The organism is Bacillus cereus group sp. BfR-BA-01524, from assembly GCF_022662595.1.
In the GTDB taxonomy this organism is placed as follows: domain Bacteria; phylum Bacillota; class Bacilli; order Bacillales; family Bacillaceae_G; genus Bacillus_A; species Bacillus_A thuringiensis_S.
Map to the genome: position 1 here is coordinate 21,529 of NZ_JAKUDW010000052.1, position 13,916 is coordinate 35,444.

A 13,916-nucleotide genomic window follows, 5' to 3' on the forward strand; every position below is an offset into this window, starting at 1 on the left:
AAACCAATCTTTTCTATATCGAAAAGATTGGTTTTTTATTATTTTATACAGTAAGCTTTCCTCCATGATAGCAATAATACTGTGCTGCTTTAAGACTTTTAATCCTATTTAAAGACTGTTCCGCCCTTTCTATATCTAAACAAAAATTCGGATTAGCTATAACTAACTCTCGATTCTCTTGAACCGCTGCATCTCCTGTAATTACACAGTCTAAATTGGGAAAATATAATGAAATATGCCCCGAGGTATGTCCTGGCGTTTCCACTACTTGACATTCATTATTCAAAATCATTTGACCATCATGTACTTTTTCATCGATGGAAATATGTTTTATATTTTTTAACTGTTGTATAAACCATTTACCAAATTCTTTTTCTTCATTTGGCATACGTTCTAACATTTCTTCAGCTTGAACTAACCTCTCTGATTTTATATCACCATTAATATAGTTAGATTCAATTTCACTAGCAATAACATTAATATTTGGATATTTCACTTTGAAATCATATAAAGATCCTATATGATCGTCATCATAATGGGTAATAATTATATTCTTTAAGTTTTTCATCTCATATCCATGTTTTAATATTGCATTTTCAATTAAAGGTAAAAAACTTGGATATCCTGTATCGACTAACGTTAATTCATTATGTAATATAATTAAACTTGGATAAATACATTGTTTTTGCCCGTTAAATTCGAATTCAATTGGTAGTTCTATTATTTTCATTTTTCTTCCCCCATACCGCTTATAAAATGCATAATAATAACTAAATCACCCACATACATTTTACAATATATATACTATGTAACGGAACACTGTGAATCGTTGCATAATCCACATTATAATATTTTGAACAGGTATTCCCCTATTTTTATGGAAATATATAATTAAGAAAAACAATAAAATTGATTAATCTCTCACTTCTTTGTCCATCCTTTTAAAAAATCTATGTTTTTGTAAAAGGAGTGTTTATATGGAGAAACAGACACTTTGGAAAAAGTTCAAAAAAAGCTCTGTAAACCTCGGTAAATCCAGCGTATATGAAAGTATTATCTTATTCTACACAATGAAAAAGAAAGAATTACCTACTAAAGCGAAATTCATAATATTAGCCGCTTTATCTTATTACGTATTAGCAATTGATTTCATTCCAGATATAGCTGCTATTATTGGGATTGGCTTATTAGATGATGTTTTAGCAATCGCTGTAGCGCATAAATACGTTATGAGACACGCAGATGCTGAAATTCGAGAGAAGAGCAAAGTAAAGATGGAATCATTATTTACTTCAGCACAAGCATAATTAAACTATCTAGTCATTTACCATGAGAGCATTGCAGAATAAATTCCTAAACAGTAAAAGAATTTCTCTTAGTCCTCAAACCGTAAACAAATAGGGTGTCAGCACTTGTTCCTAAGTTCTGGCACCCTTTTATTTGTTCTTATTTCTATCTGTTATATAGTTGCCATGTGTCCCCTTATACAAAACTGCTATTGCCGCGACTATAAGGATCACACCCATAAAAGCAGGTGCAGCATGACCAAGCGATACATAGATTTGCCCTCCAATAATAGGACCAATCATTCTTGCTAAAGCTTGAATAGATTGGCTTCCACCTTGAATCCTTCCTTGTTCACTAGAACTAACAGACTTTGAAAGCATCCCGTTGAATGAAGGCCCGAAAATTGAATCCCCAAAACCATACATCAGCATTCCAACGATAAGTAGTGGATAGAGTGAAAACAAAGCTGATGCCGCAATAAAACTGTATCCTATAATCTCCGAAACCATCCCAAGAATTGCTATTTGTTTATCACTAAGCTGGATCAAAAGCTTTGGCATGATAAAACTTTGTGAAAAGATGTCTTGAAAGCCCAAAATTGAAAACATAAGTCCGATTAATGCAGGTTTCCAACTGAAAGTATCCATTGTAAATTGCGTGAAAATTGCTTGTAAAGATCCGTTAGGTATCCAAAGTAAAAACGCTGAGACAAGTAACCATTTTAAACTTTTCATGGAAAGTATGTTTGCTAGCTGTGCAAAAGGATTTAACCTTACAAAAGTAATCTCTTTCAACCTATTATTTTTTTCAAGGCTCTCAGGCATATATTTGATCCCATATACAACATTTATTAACGTTATGATTGCACCAAAATACATAGGTACAGTATCACCAAATTTGGCAAGTATCCCCCCAATGGTTGGGCCAATGATAGTTCCCGCACCTACAACTGCACTCACCCATCCAAAGTATTTCGTTCTCTGCTCTTTTGGAATGATGTCTGCAAAATATGCGAAGATAGTACTTATGCTCCCGCCTGTTATTCCTTCTATTATGCGTCCAGCAAATAGTACCCATAAAGCTCCTCCTATTCCAAAAACTAAGTACCCAATTGCAGAACCAAATAAGCATATTAAAAGTAATGGACGACGGCCATACTTATCGCTTAAAGCCCCGAGTACTGGGGCAGCTAAAAACACGCAAGCCGCATATACGGAAGTTAGTAGTGTTACAACTAATGCTTGTTCTTCCGGATTACTTATATATGGCTGTACTAAGAATGGGACTACAGGCATGATGATACTGAAACCTATACCACAAAGAAATACAGAAATAAGTCCGAATAGTAAAGCATGTTTATCTATGCTTTTTTCAGTTTCCCTTTCATTTTGTGATCTAAATATAGACATTTAACTTCTCTCCTTAAAATACTTTGTTGCTTCGTCAACAAAATAATAACTCCGTTTTGTTGATTGGTCAACAAAAATGACATAACAAAAAAGCAGCCTATTCGCATTAGAGTAGGGCTGCCATTTCATTATTAAAATGTATTACGATTTAATATGTATACCTTGTTTCTTTATTTCTGCATCCAAATGTCTACTATACTTTTCCACGAAACTAATTATACTGTCGAATTCTTCTTTAGTTACTTGCTCAAATACAGCTTTATCCCGCTCATGAAACTCTTTGTGCAGATTTTCATGGATTTTATAAATTTCTTTCCCTTCTTCCGTAAGCCTAAAATAAATTTCTTTCTTATTTTCTGACTTTTGGTAGCTTTCAATAAAACCTTTTTGTATGAGCTTCTTAGTCATTCTACTTATAGCACCGCGAGTCACATAAAAAGCCTCTGCGAGTTGTGTCACGTTAGAATCTGCATTGTTTTCAATATATTCAATGCAGTGAACTTCAGAAGACTTAAAACCTTTAAGACCTTCTTCCATCTTATCTTTATTAAGCCAAACCAGCTTATTATATAATTCCCTGAAACCGTTCATGACCTGTTCTTCTTTATTCATGACCTGCCCTCCTCACCGCTCATTAGCATATTAAAACTATTATATTAAATTTCTGCTTATGTTTCGACAATATCGAAATAATTATTGTAACATTCAAGATATGTGTAAAAATTGGCGCTTAAATAAAACCATTCATTAAACAGCAAATTTATTGCTACTTACAGTAAACGGTAGACAAAAAGTAAGAGCTAAGATTATTTCTCTTAGCTCTTCTTTCATAAAACTATTTCACTTCATTAGCGACAAAAAAGTGCTCACATACACTTGATATACGCTGTAAGTCTACGTTCCCACCAGATATAACCGCTACTACTTTTTTCCCTTTTATATAACTATCAACTTTTCTTGCAAGAAGTGCAGCAGTTGCTAATGCACCTGCACCTTCTACAACAGCTTTCCCACGTTGTAATAAATCTTTCATCGCTACTTCAAGTTCTTTTTCTGATACAGTTACAATATCATCTACTAATTCTTTTACAATTTCAAATGTTAATTCCCCTGGTATTTTAACAGCGCAACCATCTGCAATAGTAGGCGCCTCATAATGTTCTACGATTGCTCCTTTATCGTAAGATGCCTTCATTCCATGAACATTATCTGCTTGGACACCAATTATATTAATCGATGGATTAAAAGATTTTAATGCTACAGAAATACCAGAAATAATTCCGCCTCCACCTATTGGTACAATGACAGTATCTACATCCCACATATCATCAAGAATATCTAATCCAATTGTACCTTGACCAGCCATTACCTCTACATCATCATATGGATGTAAGTATGTCTCACCTGTTTCCCTTATAATTTCTTCACATTTTGCCTTTGCATCATCAAAGGTTTCACCATGTAAAATCACTTCAGATCCATATCCTTTTGTTGCTTCAACTTTTGCCTGAGGTGCAGAAATTGGCATAACAATTTTACTCTTAATACCGAGTAAATGAGCAGATAATGCAACTCCTTGTGCATGATTACCTGCTGAACATGCAATTACACCTCTTTCTTTTTCTTGATCCGTGAGCCGCGACATTTTATTAAATGCGCCACGAAATTTAAAAGAACCCGTTAATTGCATATTTTCTAATTTCAAATGAATTTCTCCGCCCGTTTTACTAGTCAAGTAAAACGATTTTACTAATGGCGTTTTACGAGCATTTCTATCTAGAATCTTGTGAGCTTTTTTAATATCGTCTATATGTAATGGTAGTTTTCTAGTTATCATACTTACACCTCTTCCACTGTTCTATTCCTAAGTTTTCGTAAGTCGTAGCTCCTTTATACGAAAAGAAAAAGTCTTTATATATGTACCCCACTCTGAAATAAACACATTTGCAAACAATTTAACATCCTCTTCATATCACGTTCTTTATAATGATTTAAACATGCAATTTGGATCCAATTATTCTTTTGTAAATAAGATGACTCATAATGAACGATGTATCCTTGTAATGCTAATGCATCGCCTACTACTTTAGAAGAATGATCTTCGCTCAATACAATAGTAAGTATAATTGGCGCGGCATGTTCTTTAGGTGAAACAAGCTTTAACCCCATATCAGTAATAACTTCTTCAACATACTCGTATGTCTCTTTAATTTTTACAAATACCTTTTCATCTTCAAATCTCTTCAACGCTTCTTGCAATGCATAAATTAAATTCCATGATTGTGAGTATGGAATGCTTTCATTTTCTTCATACATACCAATGTCCATATAGGCCGGCACAGCCTCGTTTATTTTTACAATGTGGTTATGTAAAACGAAAGAAATTCCTGTATATGATTTAATCGCTTTACCGCTAACACCACTTGCAAAATACACATCCTTTAAGTCTAATGGTATTGCTCCAATTGAGCTTATGCAATCTACACATAGTTTTATTTGATTCTCGTTACAAAGAGTGTTTAGCTCGTTTAAATCGTTTAACATTCCAGTAGATGTTTCATGATGAACAAACCAAAGCCATTCATAATTTCCAGTTGTCATGATTTCTTCTAATTCGGTATAAATAAATGGATCTCCCATTTCCTTTTTATAAGTATCAAAATGTAACTGTGCTCGTTTTGCATGTCCAACTAATCTATTACCAAATTCCCCATTTGTTAATACTAGTCCTTTCCCTTTTAAAGAACGTAACTGTAAAGCGATCGCATCATTTGCTAACGTCCCTGTTCCTAACATAAGCTGTACATGTTTTGCTTTTGTCATGTAAAGTAACCGTTTTTTCACATTGTCCATCATCACTTGAAATGACTTAGAGCGATGCGAAATAGGCCGCGTAGAAAATGCCTTTCGAACGTTCTCTTCAATATCTACTGGACCAGGTAAAAACGTATATTCTTTCGTCATAATCCCCCCAACGCTCGATTCTTCAAACATAGCAGGGGTAACATACATTGGCTGGAAGGCCGCTTCTTCTGTACCAACTAACGTATGGAAAACTTTGAATCCCATTTGCTCATATAAAGCTAGTTCACGTGTTGTTGCAGAAATGAGTGCTAATTCATATCCATTTAGAAGCAAATAACGATGTAGAAAACGGATTAATCCTAACAACGCTCTTCCATTCCTATATTCACGTTCTACTGAAAGTAAACGAATTTCATACACTTTTTCTCCATGCTCTTGCAAATAAACATCTAAATTTGAAATTTTATAATCTAACGAGAATGGTCGTTTTCCCCGCACCGCGACCATACCTACTAATCTATCCTCATCTAAACAGATTAAATATGTATTTTCTTCATGAAACCGATCTATACGAAACCGGTCTTTCGTTTCTTCATGTTGCGGAATCTCTTCTACAAAAGTTTTATAATTTAATTTATGTATACTTTCAAATTCCCAATCTTGATCAGCAACTTTATAAATTAACCCCATGCCTTATCTCCTTTATCTATTTAATAAAAAATGATAAGTGGAGATTATCCCCACTTATTAAACATTTATTTTATTCTCGATTTACATATAGAATAAGTACAATAATCATTCCACTTAAAATAGTCGTAACAACAGAATAAGAATAAAGAATCATACAAATTGGTAAACAAGCAATCGTAATTAGTCCTGGCTTCGTAAATCCTTTGAATATTAAATAAAATACAATAAAAATGCCTATGAGGGTAAGCGCTATCAAATAATCAAATGCAATTAATCCTCCAATAAATGTTGAAATACCTTTACCGCCCTTACCTTTAAATAAAACTGGGTAAATATGTCCAATAATAACGGCCAATAATGTTAACATTACGAATGTAGGGTCTTCAAACAGATATTTTGCAACAGTAGCAACGATTGCCCCTTTAATCGCATCCCCAAAAAATGTAGCGATGAAATACCCTTTTCCATATACGCGCCCCATATTTCTTGCGCCAGGATTTCCGCTTCCTTCATCCCTAATATCAACGTTATGTCTCAATTTTGTTACTATATAAGCGGTCAATATGTTTCCAATTAAATAAGAAGCCACCAAATATAAAAACTGCATACTATTAATCATGTAATCATTCACTTTCTAAATAGGAATACATATACAATATTCAATTACTACGTATATTGTACGTTTTTAACATACATCCCTTTATACATTTTAACATCATATTTTTACAAATCATACAAAAATTCTCATGCGCTATTTTTAAAAATATATATCCCTCATTAAATAATATGTTCCTTTCACTGCCATTTCTGCTTGTGATACGAATGTAATTTCTTTCATACTTTCTTCACAGCATTTCTTAAATACAGCAAATATTTCAGGAACTAAACGCAATATACTGCCACTTACTGCAATTGGAGTTGAGCGCTTAAATTGCATCTTGTTATAAACATCTACCGTAATTCTTGCTAATTCCTTTCCAGCTCGCATTATAATTTCATGCGCATCATCATTGCCACTTCTCGCTTCCTGAATAACTAATGGTGCGATTGCTGCAATTTTATCTTTAGAAGAAGTATATACTAAGCTTTTTATATGAGACGGTGTCAAAAGTTGAAACTGCCTTTGAATATTCAAACTCAATGGACAAAGGCTGATTCCTTGATCGAATTGAATTGTCATTTTCTTTAAAGCTTGTAATGCAATCCAATATCCGCTCCCTTCATCTCCTAAAATATGTCCCCATCCACCGCTATACTGATATACTTCTCCTTTCTTTCCGATACAAATTGCACCTGTACCACCTATAGTTAATATTCCATCCTTACCTTTTAAAGCAGCTGCATGCGCGATCATTGCATCATTAAAAATTTCAATTTTTGTTCCGTATTTCTTTTTTAAACGTAATGTTAATTCATTTGTATTCGCTCCGCTTATACCAGCTAATCCTAAACAAATACAAACGCAATGCTCATTTATTAAATTCTTCTGGCATTGATTAATTGCTTCCATAATATGCAAAAGCGCCTGATCAAAATCTATTAATACATTTCCAAATCTGCTCGTACCTCTTACAACTTCATTTCCATTTTGATCAAATGCAATTGCCTCTGTCTTCGTTCCCCCGCCATCTACTCCAATCATATACTTCATATGTTCGCCTCATTTTCATTTACATATTGGAGGGAATGTTACATTCCCTAAAACCACGGAATTCTTAGCACCTGTTGCGCTCGGCACATTACTCGGATTACGATGATACGTTTCGTTTGCTAAAATAGCAAATGCAATCGCTTCTTTCGCTGCTGAAGAATGACCAATATCCTCTTGTATACATATACTACATTTCTCTTCTCTTAATCCATTCCGTATCATTTCAACAAGTGTATTATTATAACTTCCACCACCAGCTAAAATCACCTCATCAATGTCATAATACGGTAAAATACACTCCTTATAATGATGAACAATTGAACATGCTGTAAACATCGTGACAGTTGCCAATATATTTCCTTTACTATGCTTTTCAAATCGATTTAATAATTCAGTCACAAACGCTTCTCCAAAATTTTCTCTACCTGTTGATTTTGGTGGTTTCACGTTCAAAAATGGATGGTTCATACAGTATGTTAAAATTTCATCTACAACCACCCCTTGACTTGCGATCCAACCATTTTGATCATATGGTACATGAAATAATCTTTGACATACTTCATCGATTACCATGTTGCCTGGTCCAGTATCAAAAGCAATAACACTCTCATTACTTCGTTTACTTGGAACCACTGTAACATTACCAATCCCGCCAATATTTTGCAGTAGTCTATTTTTAGTTTGATGCCGATATAAAATAATCTCTGAATATGGTACAAGTGGTGCACCTTGTCCCCCTGCCGCCATGTCCATCGTTCGGAAATTCGAGATAACCGTCGTGTTCGTTTCATATGCTATTACTGCTGGTTCCCCAATTTGCAAAGTTGAAGAAAGAATATTACCTTCTTGCTTTGGCTGATGATAAATCGTTTGTCCGTGAGAGCCTATTAAATCTAATTGTCTCAAAGGAAAATTGGCCTCTTTACAAACTTCCTTTACAGCATTGGCGAAGCATAAACCAAGTTTAAAATTTAAACTACATATAAGTTGGACATTCGAAGTTTCAATTGATAACGCTTGTTGGATCTCATTTTTCATATCATTACAAAATGGAACAGTAGTAAAATGGATGAGTTGGATTTTAGAATCTACACCACTTCCTTCTATATGAACGAGCGCTACATCTATTCCATCTAATGAAGTACCAGACATTACCCCTGCAATATACATAACGTGCATGACCTCCTATTTACTAAAAAACAATCATGTAAGTAACGAACGTACAACAAATCGAAAACAATATAAATCTAAAAAACAACTGAGCTTTTGATGCAAACGATCCATCAATGAAAGAAACAACTACCGTAAGCAAAACGCTTGCCGCAATACTTGTAACGAGCCATATACTATGCATTTGTGATAGATTTAGCATGCCTAATAAAGGGACAAAAAGTAAATTTGCACAAATTACTCCAAATAATAATAAAAATACGCCTTTATAACTAAATTTTATATTCATTCTATTTCCCCCTTTCTAGTTTTAATGTGAAAGAAGTGATAGACAAAAAGTCTATCACTCAAAATAACAGCGTGCAGATTAAGGATTAACAGATTCCCCGTCACCATTTTTTTCAATTTCAAGCATATTTTTGTCGTACATTTTAAAGAATGGTAAATAAATAAGGAACGATATTGCTATATTTATAAAAACTAATACAATCGCACGCCAATCTCCACCTGTTGCTAAATATGCACCAATTGGAGCAGGTAGTGTCCATGGCGGCATAATATGCGTTGGTGTTACAAATCCCATCGCAGTTGCTGAATATGCAACAGTTGCTGTTACAAGTGGTGTAATGATAAATGGGATAATTAAAATTGGATTTAGTACAATCGGTAATCCGAATATGACTGGTTCATTAATATTAAAAATACCTGGAACAATACAAGTTCTTGATAATGCTTTCGAATATTTCGATCGACCAAATATAATCATAGCTAATACAAGCCCTAACGTCGCACCAGAACCGCCAATCCATATAAACCATTGATATAACGGCTCTGGTGAAATAAATGGCAACTGATCTGCTCCACTAGCAACTGCTTCACCATTTTTCCCTAGGTATACTTCCCATAATGGCCTAGCAACAGTTCCAACAACCGACACACCATGGATTCCGAATGACCAAAAAAACGTAATTAAAAACACTGGAATCATTACACCGAAGTAACTATCCCCAGCTTTTACTAATGGTGCTGCTAATTTATCAACAACATGGTGTAAATCAATGCTAAAAACGACAGTTACTAGACTCATTATAATAATAACGAATGCTGCAGGTATAAGTGCTTCAAATGAACGCGATACAGATGGCGGTACTTGTTCTGGCATTTTAATCATTACATTTTTCTTCTTACAAAATCTTAAAATCTCTACGGATAAAATAGAAACAATCATCGTCACAAATAATCCATGACCTCCGAGATTTGTCATCGGAAGCATGAATCCTTTTTTATCAATTAACTCAGGCGTTAATGTTAAAAGTAGTGAACATACCGCGAGCTGTGCTCCTGATAAAGCATCTAATTTATAACTTTTCGCTAAATTATATCCTATTCCAAATGCGATATATAAAGACATAATAAACATGGTTAAACGATATGGTATCAATATACTTGTTTGATTCTTTAATGCCCAAACTGATATGAAACTATCTTTCGGCAGTGGTGGAAATGCTACTATCAAAAAGAAGCTTCCTACTATAATAAATGGTAACGCCGAAATAACTCCATCACGGATTGCTTGTAGATGCCTCTGCTCAGAGAGCCTTGCCATCGGGCCAGATAAATTTTTATCAAGAAACGTGACAAACTTATTCATAACGCTTCCCCCTAACTGATTAATTCATTTACAGTTTTTAATAAAGTCGGGCCTCCAAGTGGCGTGTATGCTTGCGGTGGAATGATACCACACGGAATAGATTCCTCCTCTGCAAATTTTTTTACAGAATCAAATCGGTGTCTTATTTGAGGTGCCACCATTACGACATCCCAGCCATTCTTTACTTCTTCCTCTACCTCATTCGTTCCAATTGCATGCACTTCCATGTTCACACCATTTTTCTCCGCTTCTTTTTTTAAAGCGTTTACAACAATTGCACTGGACATTCCTCCAGAACAGACGAACAAAACTTTCATTTATTAATCCTCCTATACTTATAATTTATTACCCTTCAAATGAAAGGAAGTTTCACTTTACTAACAAGCATATGAAGTAGTAAATGAATTTAGTTATAATGAAAGTAAATTTCATTAAAAATATTTTTCCTATTAAATTAATGTTTCAATATGCAATTTTCTCTATTGCAAGGTCAACCTCGCCTCATATATTATTTTAAATAATCATATGATAGGGAGGCGTATAAATGATCGTTAAACGTTTATTAATGATATGTTGTATCGTTATCTTGTTCATCCCTTTCTCTTTCATTCCCCCTCACTCTACTTATGCTGAAGTAAATACTACGTACAAAAAACATGAATTACGTGCTGTATGGATCGCATCAGTTCTGAATATTGATTGGCCCTCAAAAACCGGCTTACCTATTGAAAAGCAGAAGCAAGAATTTATAAGGTTATTAGACAATGTAAAAAGCACTGGTATGAATACAGTTGTTGTACAAATTAAACCAACCGCTGATGCTTTCTATCCTTCAAATTACGGTCCTTGGTCTGAATACATTACGGGTACACAAGGAAAAGATCCTGGTTATGACCCGCTCGCATTTATGATTGAAGAAGCTCATAAAAGAAATATAGAATTCCACGCTTGGATTAATCCATACCGAATAACGATGAATCACACCGATATAAATCGATTATCAAACTATCACCCTGCAAGGCAACATCCCGATTGGGTTGTCCCTTATGGCGGAAAGTTATATTACAATCCCGGTATTCCAGAAGTGAAAAAATTTATAACAGAAGGTGCTTTAGAAATCGTACAAAATTACGATATTGATGCGCTACATATGGATGATTATTTTTATCCATATAAAGTAGCCGGTGAAGAATTTCCAGATCAGAAAACGTACGAAACATATAATAACGGTAGATTTACAAATATAGAAGATTGGCGACGTAACAATGTAAATGAACTTGTAAAAGATTTAAATACTGCTATAAAACAAGAAAAATCATATGTAAAGTTTGGCATTAGTCCGTTCGGCGTATGGAGAAATATAGCTGACGATCCCACTGGCTCTAACACAACCGCAGGCCAAAGAAACTATGATGACCTTTATGCTGACACACGTGAGTGGATACAAAAAGGATATATTGACTACATTACACCGCAAATATATTGGAATATAGGTTTCACCCCAGCTGCATATGACATATTAGTAGATTGGTGGGTTAAAGAAACAAATAACAAACCGATTCACCTATACATCGGTCAAGCGACCTATAAAATTAATAATAACTCTGTCCCTGCTTGGTCTGATCCAGAAGAATATCCAAGACAAATTGCATTAAACCGGCTATATCCTGAAATAAAAGGTAGTATGCATTTTAGCTTAAAAGATATTAATAACAATCCACTTGGAGTTAAAGATAGACTCTCAAAAGACATATATAAACATCCTGCATTAATCCCGCCTATGCCTTGGATTGATCATGATCCACCAAAACAACCGACTTTAAAAGGTGCCATTCCAAGAAATGAAGGTATTGCAATCGGTATCATTGACAATAGAGATAATGATTCTGCTTATTACGCTATTTACCGCGTGAATGGGAAAAATGAAGTGGATATACAAAATCCCAAAAATTTACTTACTACTGTAAGAAAAACAAAACTTGGAGAAATTTATGTAGATAAAACCGCTATTTCCGGAGAAACGTATACCTATGTCGTAACTGCAGTTGATCGATTGCATAATGAAAGTGTGGCTTCTAGTAAATCTACTATTCAAGCAAAATAAAAGTAAGAGCCCCCATTTTTTTGAATGCGGGCTCTTACTTTTATTTTCGTAGTTCACTATATTGAATATGAATTCTATTCTCAGGGTTTTTATCTACTGTGTAAAGTACAAATAAGAAGAACCATTCTAGTGGCTTCATTAAAATATAAACAAAATCAGCCGACCATTTCGTATTAATATGTTTACTAATCGGATAACCGTATTTATCATAAAAATTACGAATAACTTTATGACATTTTGGTACCCGCTCCTCAATTACATTTTCAAAAGCGTTCGCAATTAATAACTGTCGATTAACTGTAATTCTTTCCCCATGCCTAATTCCTGCTCGTAATGGCTTAACGATGTTTTTATGGCCTTTCACAGAAACTGTACATAAATAATGCCCATCCCCGGAGACAATTTGAGGACTTGGGGCAGGAATCTTAGAATAATTAAAACTACTTGTTTCCATAAACACTCTTATAAAACTATCTGGTTTTTGGCCAAACAGTATTAAAATAAATTGAACAATTAACAAGACAGGAAATAAACTTATCATCCAAACTGTAGCCATTTTTTGATATCCAAAAGAAATACGATACAGCAATAATATAATTCTGTTGCTCTGCGTATAATCTTTCTCATTCTGAGATTGTATGAAATAACCTAATGTATTTCTTAATTTAGCTAAGAATAATAGACTAAAGGCAAGCATTCCAACTTGAATACAAAAGACTGGAATGTATCTCAATCCTCCTAATTCCGTATAAAAGGCAAAGCCTGTATGGGTAATATAGATGAATGTATATACAATGTTTACTATCATTAAAGTACTATAAAAAATATAAAATATTGGTGAAAGTTTTATTAAGCCTGTTGTTAATTTCCAATACGAAACTCCACCTAAAATAACTAAGAGAACTACTATCGTAATGTGGTCATGGGCTAAAGAAGCATATTGATCAGACATCATTCCGTTCTTTTCAAATTTATGTAATGGTATTCCTGCTCTTACATCATTTGCATTCCACATAATACCTAAACCAAAGATAAAATAACTCAAACCCAGTGATAATATTTCCTGTGGCTCGAACTTTAGTATACTTGAGGAATTCTCCTCCTTCGATTGGAAACTATCCCAAGCTTTACTAATAGGGTAGCCAAGAA

Annotated in this window: 14 protein-coding genes; 2 read left to right on the forward strand and 12 right to left on the reverse strand. The window is 34.2% G+C overall.

Annotated elements, in window-relative coordinates; all coding sequences use genetic code 11:
• Positions 1–43: 43 nt before the first annotated feature.
• Positions 44–730, reverse strand: coding sequence for an MBL fold metallo-hydrolase (locus MR170_RS18665; protein WP_242308909.1), 687 nt, complete (start codon positions 728–730; stop codon positions 44–46).
• Between the two features lie 247 nt (positions 731–977).
• On the opposite strand from MR170_RS18665, the gene MR170_RS18670 reads away from it, so the two are divergent.
• Entirely contained in the window at positions 978–1,307 is a 330-nt protein-coding gene (locus MR170_RS18670) for a YkvA family protein (protein WP_016081636.1), read from the forward strand.
• Between the two features lie 129 nt (positions 1,308–1,436).
• On the opposite strand, the gene MR170_RS18675 is transcribed toward MR170_RS18670, so the two are convergent.
• The 10 genes from MR170_RS18675 to MR170_RS18720 form a co-directional block, all read right to left on the reverse strand.
• Positions 1,437–2,696, reverse strand: coding sequence for an MFS transporter (locus MR170_RS18675; RefSeq protein WP_242308910.1), 1,260 nt, complete (start codon positions 2,694–2,696; stop codon positions 1,437–1,439).
• 141 nt (positions 2,697–2,837) lie between these two features.
• Positions 2,838–3,308, reverse strand: coding sequence for a MarR family transcriptional regulator (locus MR170_RS18680; RefSeq protein WP_016077732.1), 471 nt, complete (start codon positions 3,306–3,308; stop codon positions 2,838–2,840).
• 223 nt (positions 3,309–3,531) lie between these two features.
• Positions 3,532–4,533 (reverse strand): bifunctional threonine ammonia-lyase/L-serine ammonia-lyase TdcB, encoded by a 1,002-nt coding sequence (tdcB, locus tag MR170_RS18685; protein ID WP_029442301.1) that lies wholly within the window; start codon positions 4,531–4,533, stop codon positions 3,532–3,534.
• Positions 4,534–4,607: 74 nt separating this feature from the next.
• Positions 4,608–6,191: an aminotransferase class V-fold PLP-dependent enzyme gene (locus tag MR170_RS18690; RefSeq protein ID WP_242308911.1), complete on the reverse strand. Its 1,584-nt coding sequence runs from the start codon at positions 6,189–6,191 to the stop codon at positions 4,608–4,610.
• A 70-nt stretch (positions 6,192–6,261) separates the two neighbouring features.
• Complete coding sequence (plsY, locus tag MR170_RS18695) at positions 6,262–6,810, reverse strand: glycerol-3-phosphate 1-O-acyltransferase PlsY (RefSeq protein WP_071729933.1); 549 nt, start codon at positions 6,808–6,810, stop codon at positions 6,262–6,264.
• Positions 6,811–6,948: 138 nt separating this feature from the next.
• Positions 6,949–7,842, reverse strand: a complete 894-nt coding sequence (locus MR170_RS18700) for a BadF/BadG/BcrA/BcrD ATPase family protein (RefSeq protein WP_242308912.1) — start codon at positions 7,840–7,842, stop codon at positions 6,949–6,951.
• A gap of 15 nt (positions 7,843–7,857) precedes the next feature.
• On the reverse strand, positions 7,858–9,012 hold the full coding sequence (gene anmK, locus MR170_RS18705; RefSeq protein WP_242308914.1) for an anhydro-N-acetylmuramic acid kinase AnmK: 1,155 nt from the start codon (positions 9,010–9,012) through the stop codon (positions 7,858–7,860).
• A gap of 22 nt (positions 9,013–9,034) precedes the next feature.
• On the reverse strand, positions 9,035–9,301 hold the full coding sequence (locus MR170_RS18710; protein ID WP_001021962.1) for a hypothetical protein: 267 nt from the start codon (positions 9,299–9,301) through the stop codon (positions 9,035–9,037).
• A 78-nt stretch (positions 9,302–9,379) separates the two neighbouring features.
• The gene (locus MR170_RS18715; protein ID WP_001032277.1) at positions 9,380–10,663 is read right to left on the reverse strand and encodes a PTS sugar transporter subunit IIC; all 1,284 of its coding nucleotides are present in this window, start codon (positions 10,661–10,663) and stop codon (positions 9,380–9,382) included.
• An 11-nt stretch (positions 10,664–10,674) separates the two neighbouring features.
• Complete coding sequence (locus tag MR170_RS18720) at positions 10,675–10,980, reverse strand: PTS sugar transporter subunit IIB (protein ID WP_000865907.1); 306 nt, start codon at positions 10,978–10,980, stop codon at positions 10,675–10,677.
• Positions 10,981–11,207: 227 nt separating this feature from the next.
• Between MR170_RS18720 and MR170_RS18725 the strand changes: the two genes are divergently transcribed.
• Positions 11,208–12,767, forward strand: a complete 1,560-nt coding sequence (locus tag MR170_RS18725; RefSeq protein WP_242308916.1) for a glycoside hydrolase family 10-like protein — start codon at positions 11,208–11,210, stop codon at positions 12,765–12,767.
• A gap of 40 nt (positions 12,768–12,807) precedes the next feature.
• Here MR170_RS18725 and MR170_RS18730 read toward each other — a convergent pair.
• Positions 12,808–13,916: DUF6688 domain-containing protein (locus MR170_RS18730; RefSeq protein ID WP_242308917.1), on the reverse strand; the 1,109-nt coding region annotated here is incomplete at its 5' end.

Coding starts and splice junctions, on each gene's coding strand:
- MR170_RS18665 (WP_242308909.1), bottom strand. CDS start 730: ATGAAAATAATAGAACTACCAATTGAATTCGAATTTAACGGGCAAAAA.
- MR170_RS18670 (WP_016081636.1), top strand. CDS start 978: ATGGAGAAACAGACACTTTGGAAAAAGTTCAAAAAAAGCTCTGTAAAC.
- MR170_RS18675 (WP_242308910.1), bottom strand. CDS start 2,696: ATGTCTATATTTAGATCACAAAATGAAAGGGAAACTGAAAAAAGCATA.
- MR170_RS18680 (WP_016077732.1), bottom strand. CDS start 3,308: ATGAATAAAGAAGAACAGGTCATGAACGGTTTCAGGGAATTATATAAT.
- tdcB (WP_029442301.1), bottom strand. CDS start 4,533: ATGATAACTAGAAAACTACCATTACATATAGACGATATTAAAAAAGCT.
- MR170_RS18690 (WP_242308911.1), bottom strand. CDS start 6,191: ATGGGGTTAATTTATAAAGTTGCTGATCAAGATTGGGAATTTGAAAGT.
- plsY (WP_071729933.1), bottom strand. CDS start 6,810: ATGATTAATAGTATGCAGTTTTTATATTTGGTGGCTTCTTATTTAATT.
- MR170_RS18700 (WP_242308912.1), bottom strand. CDS start 7,842: ATGAAGTATATGATTGGAGTAGATGGCGGGGGAACGAAGACAGAGGCA.
- anmK (WP_242308914.1), bottom strand. CDS start 9,012: ATGTATATTGCAGGGGTAATGTCTGGTACTTCATTAGATGGAATAGAT.
- MR170_RS18710 (WP_001021962.1), bottom strand. CDS start 9,301: ATGAATATAAAATTTAGTTATAAAGGCGTATTTTTATTATTATTTGGA.
- MR170_RS18715 (WP_001032277.1), bottom strand. CDS start 10,663: ATGAATAAGTTTGTCACGTTTCTTGATAAAAATTTATCTGGCCCGATG.
- MR170_RS18720 (WP_000865907.1), bottom strand. CDS start 10,980: ATGAAAGTTTTGTTCGTCTGTTCTGGAGGAATGTCCAGTGCAATTGTT.
- MR170_RS18725 (WP_242308916.1), top strand. CDS start 11,208: ATGATCGTTAAACGTTTATTAATGATATGTTGTATCGTTATCTTGTTC.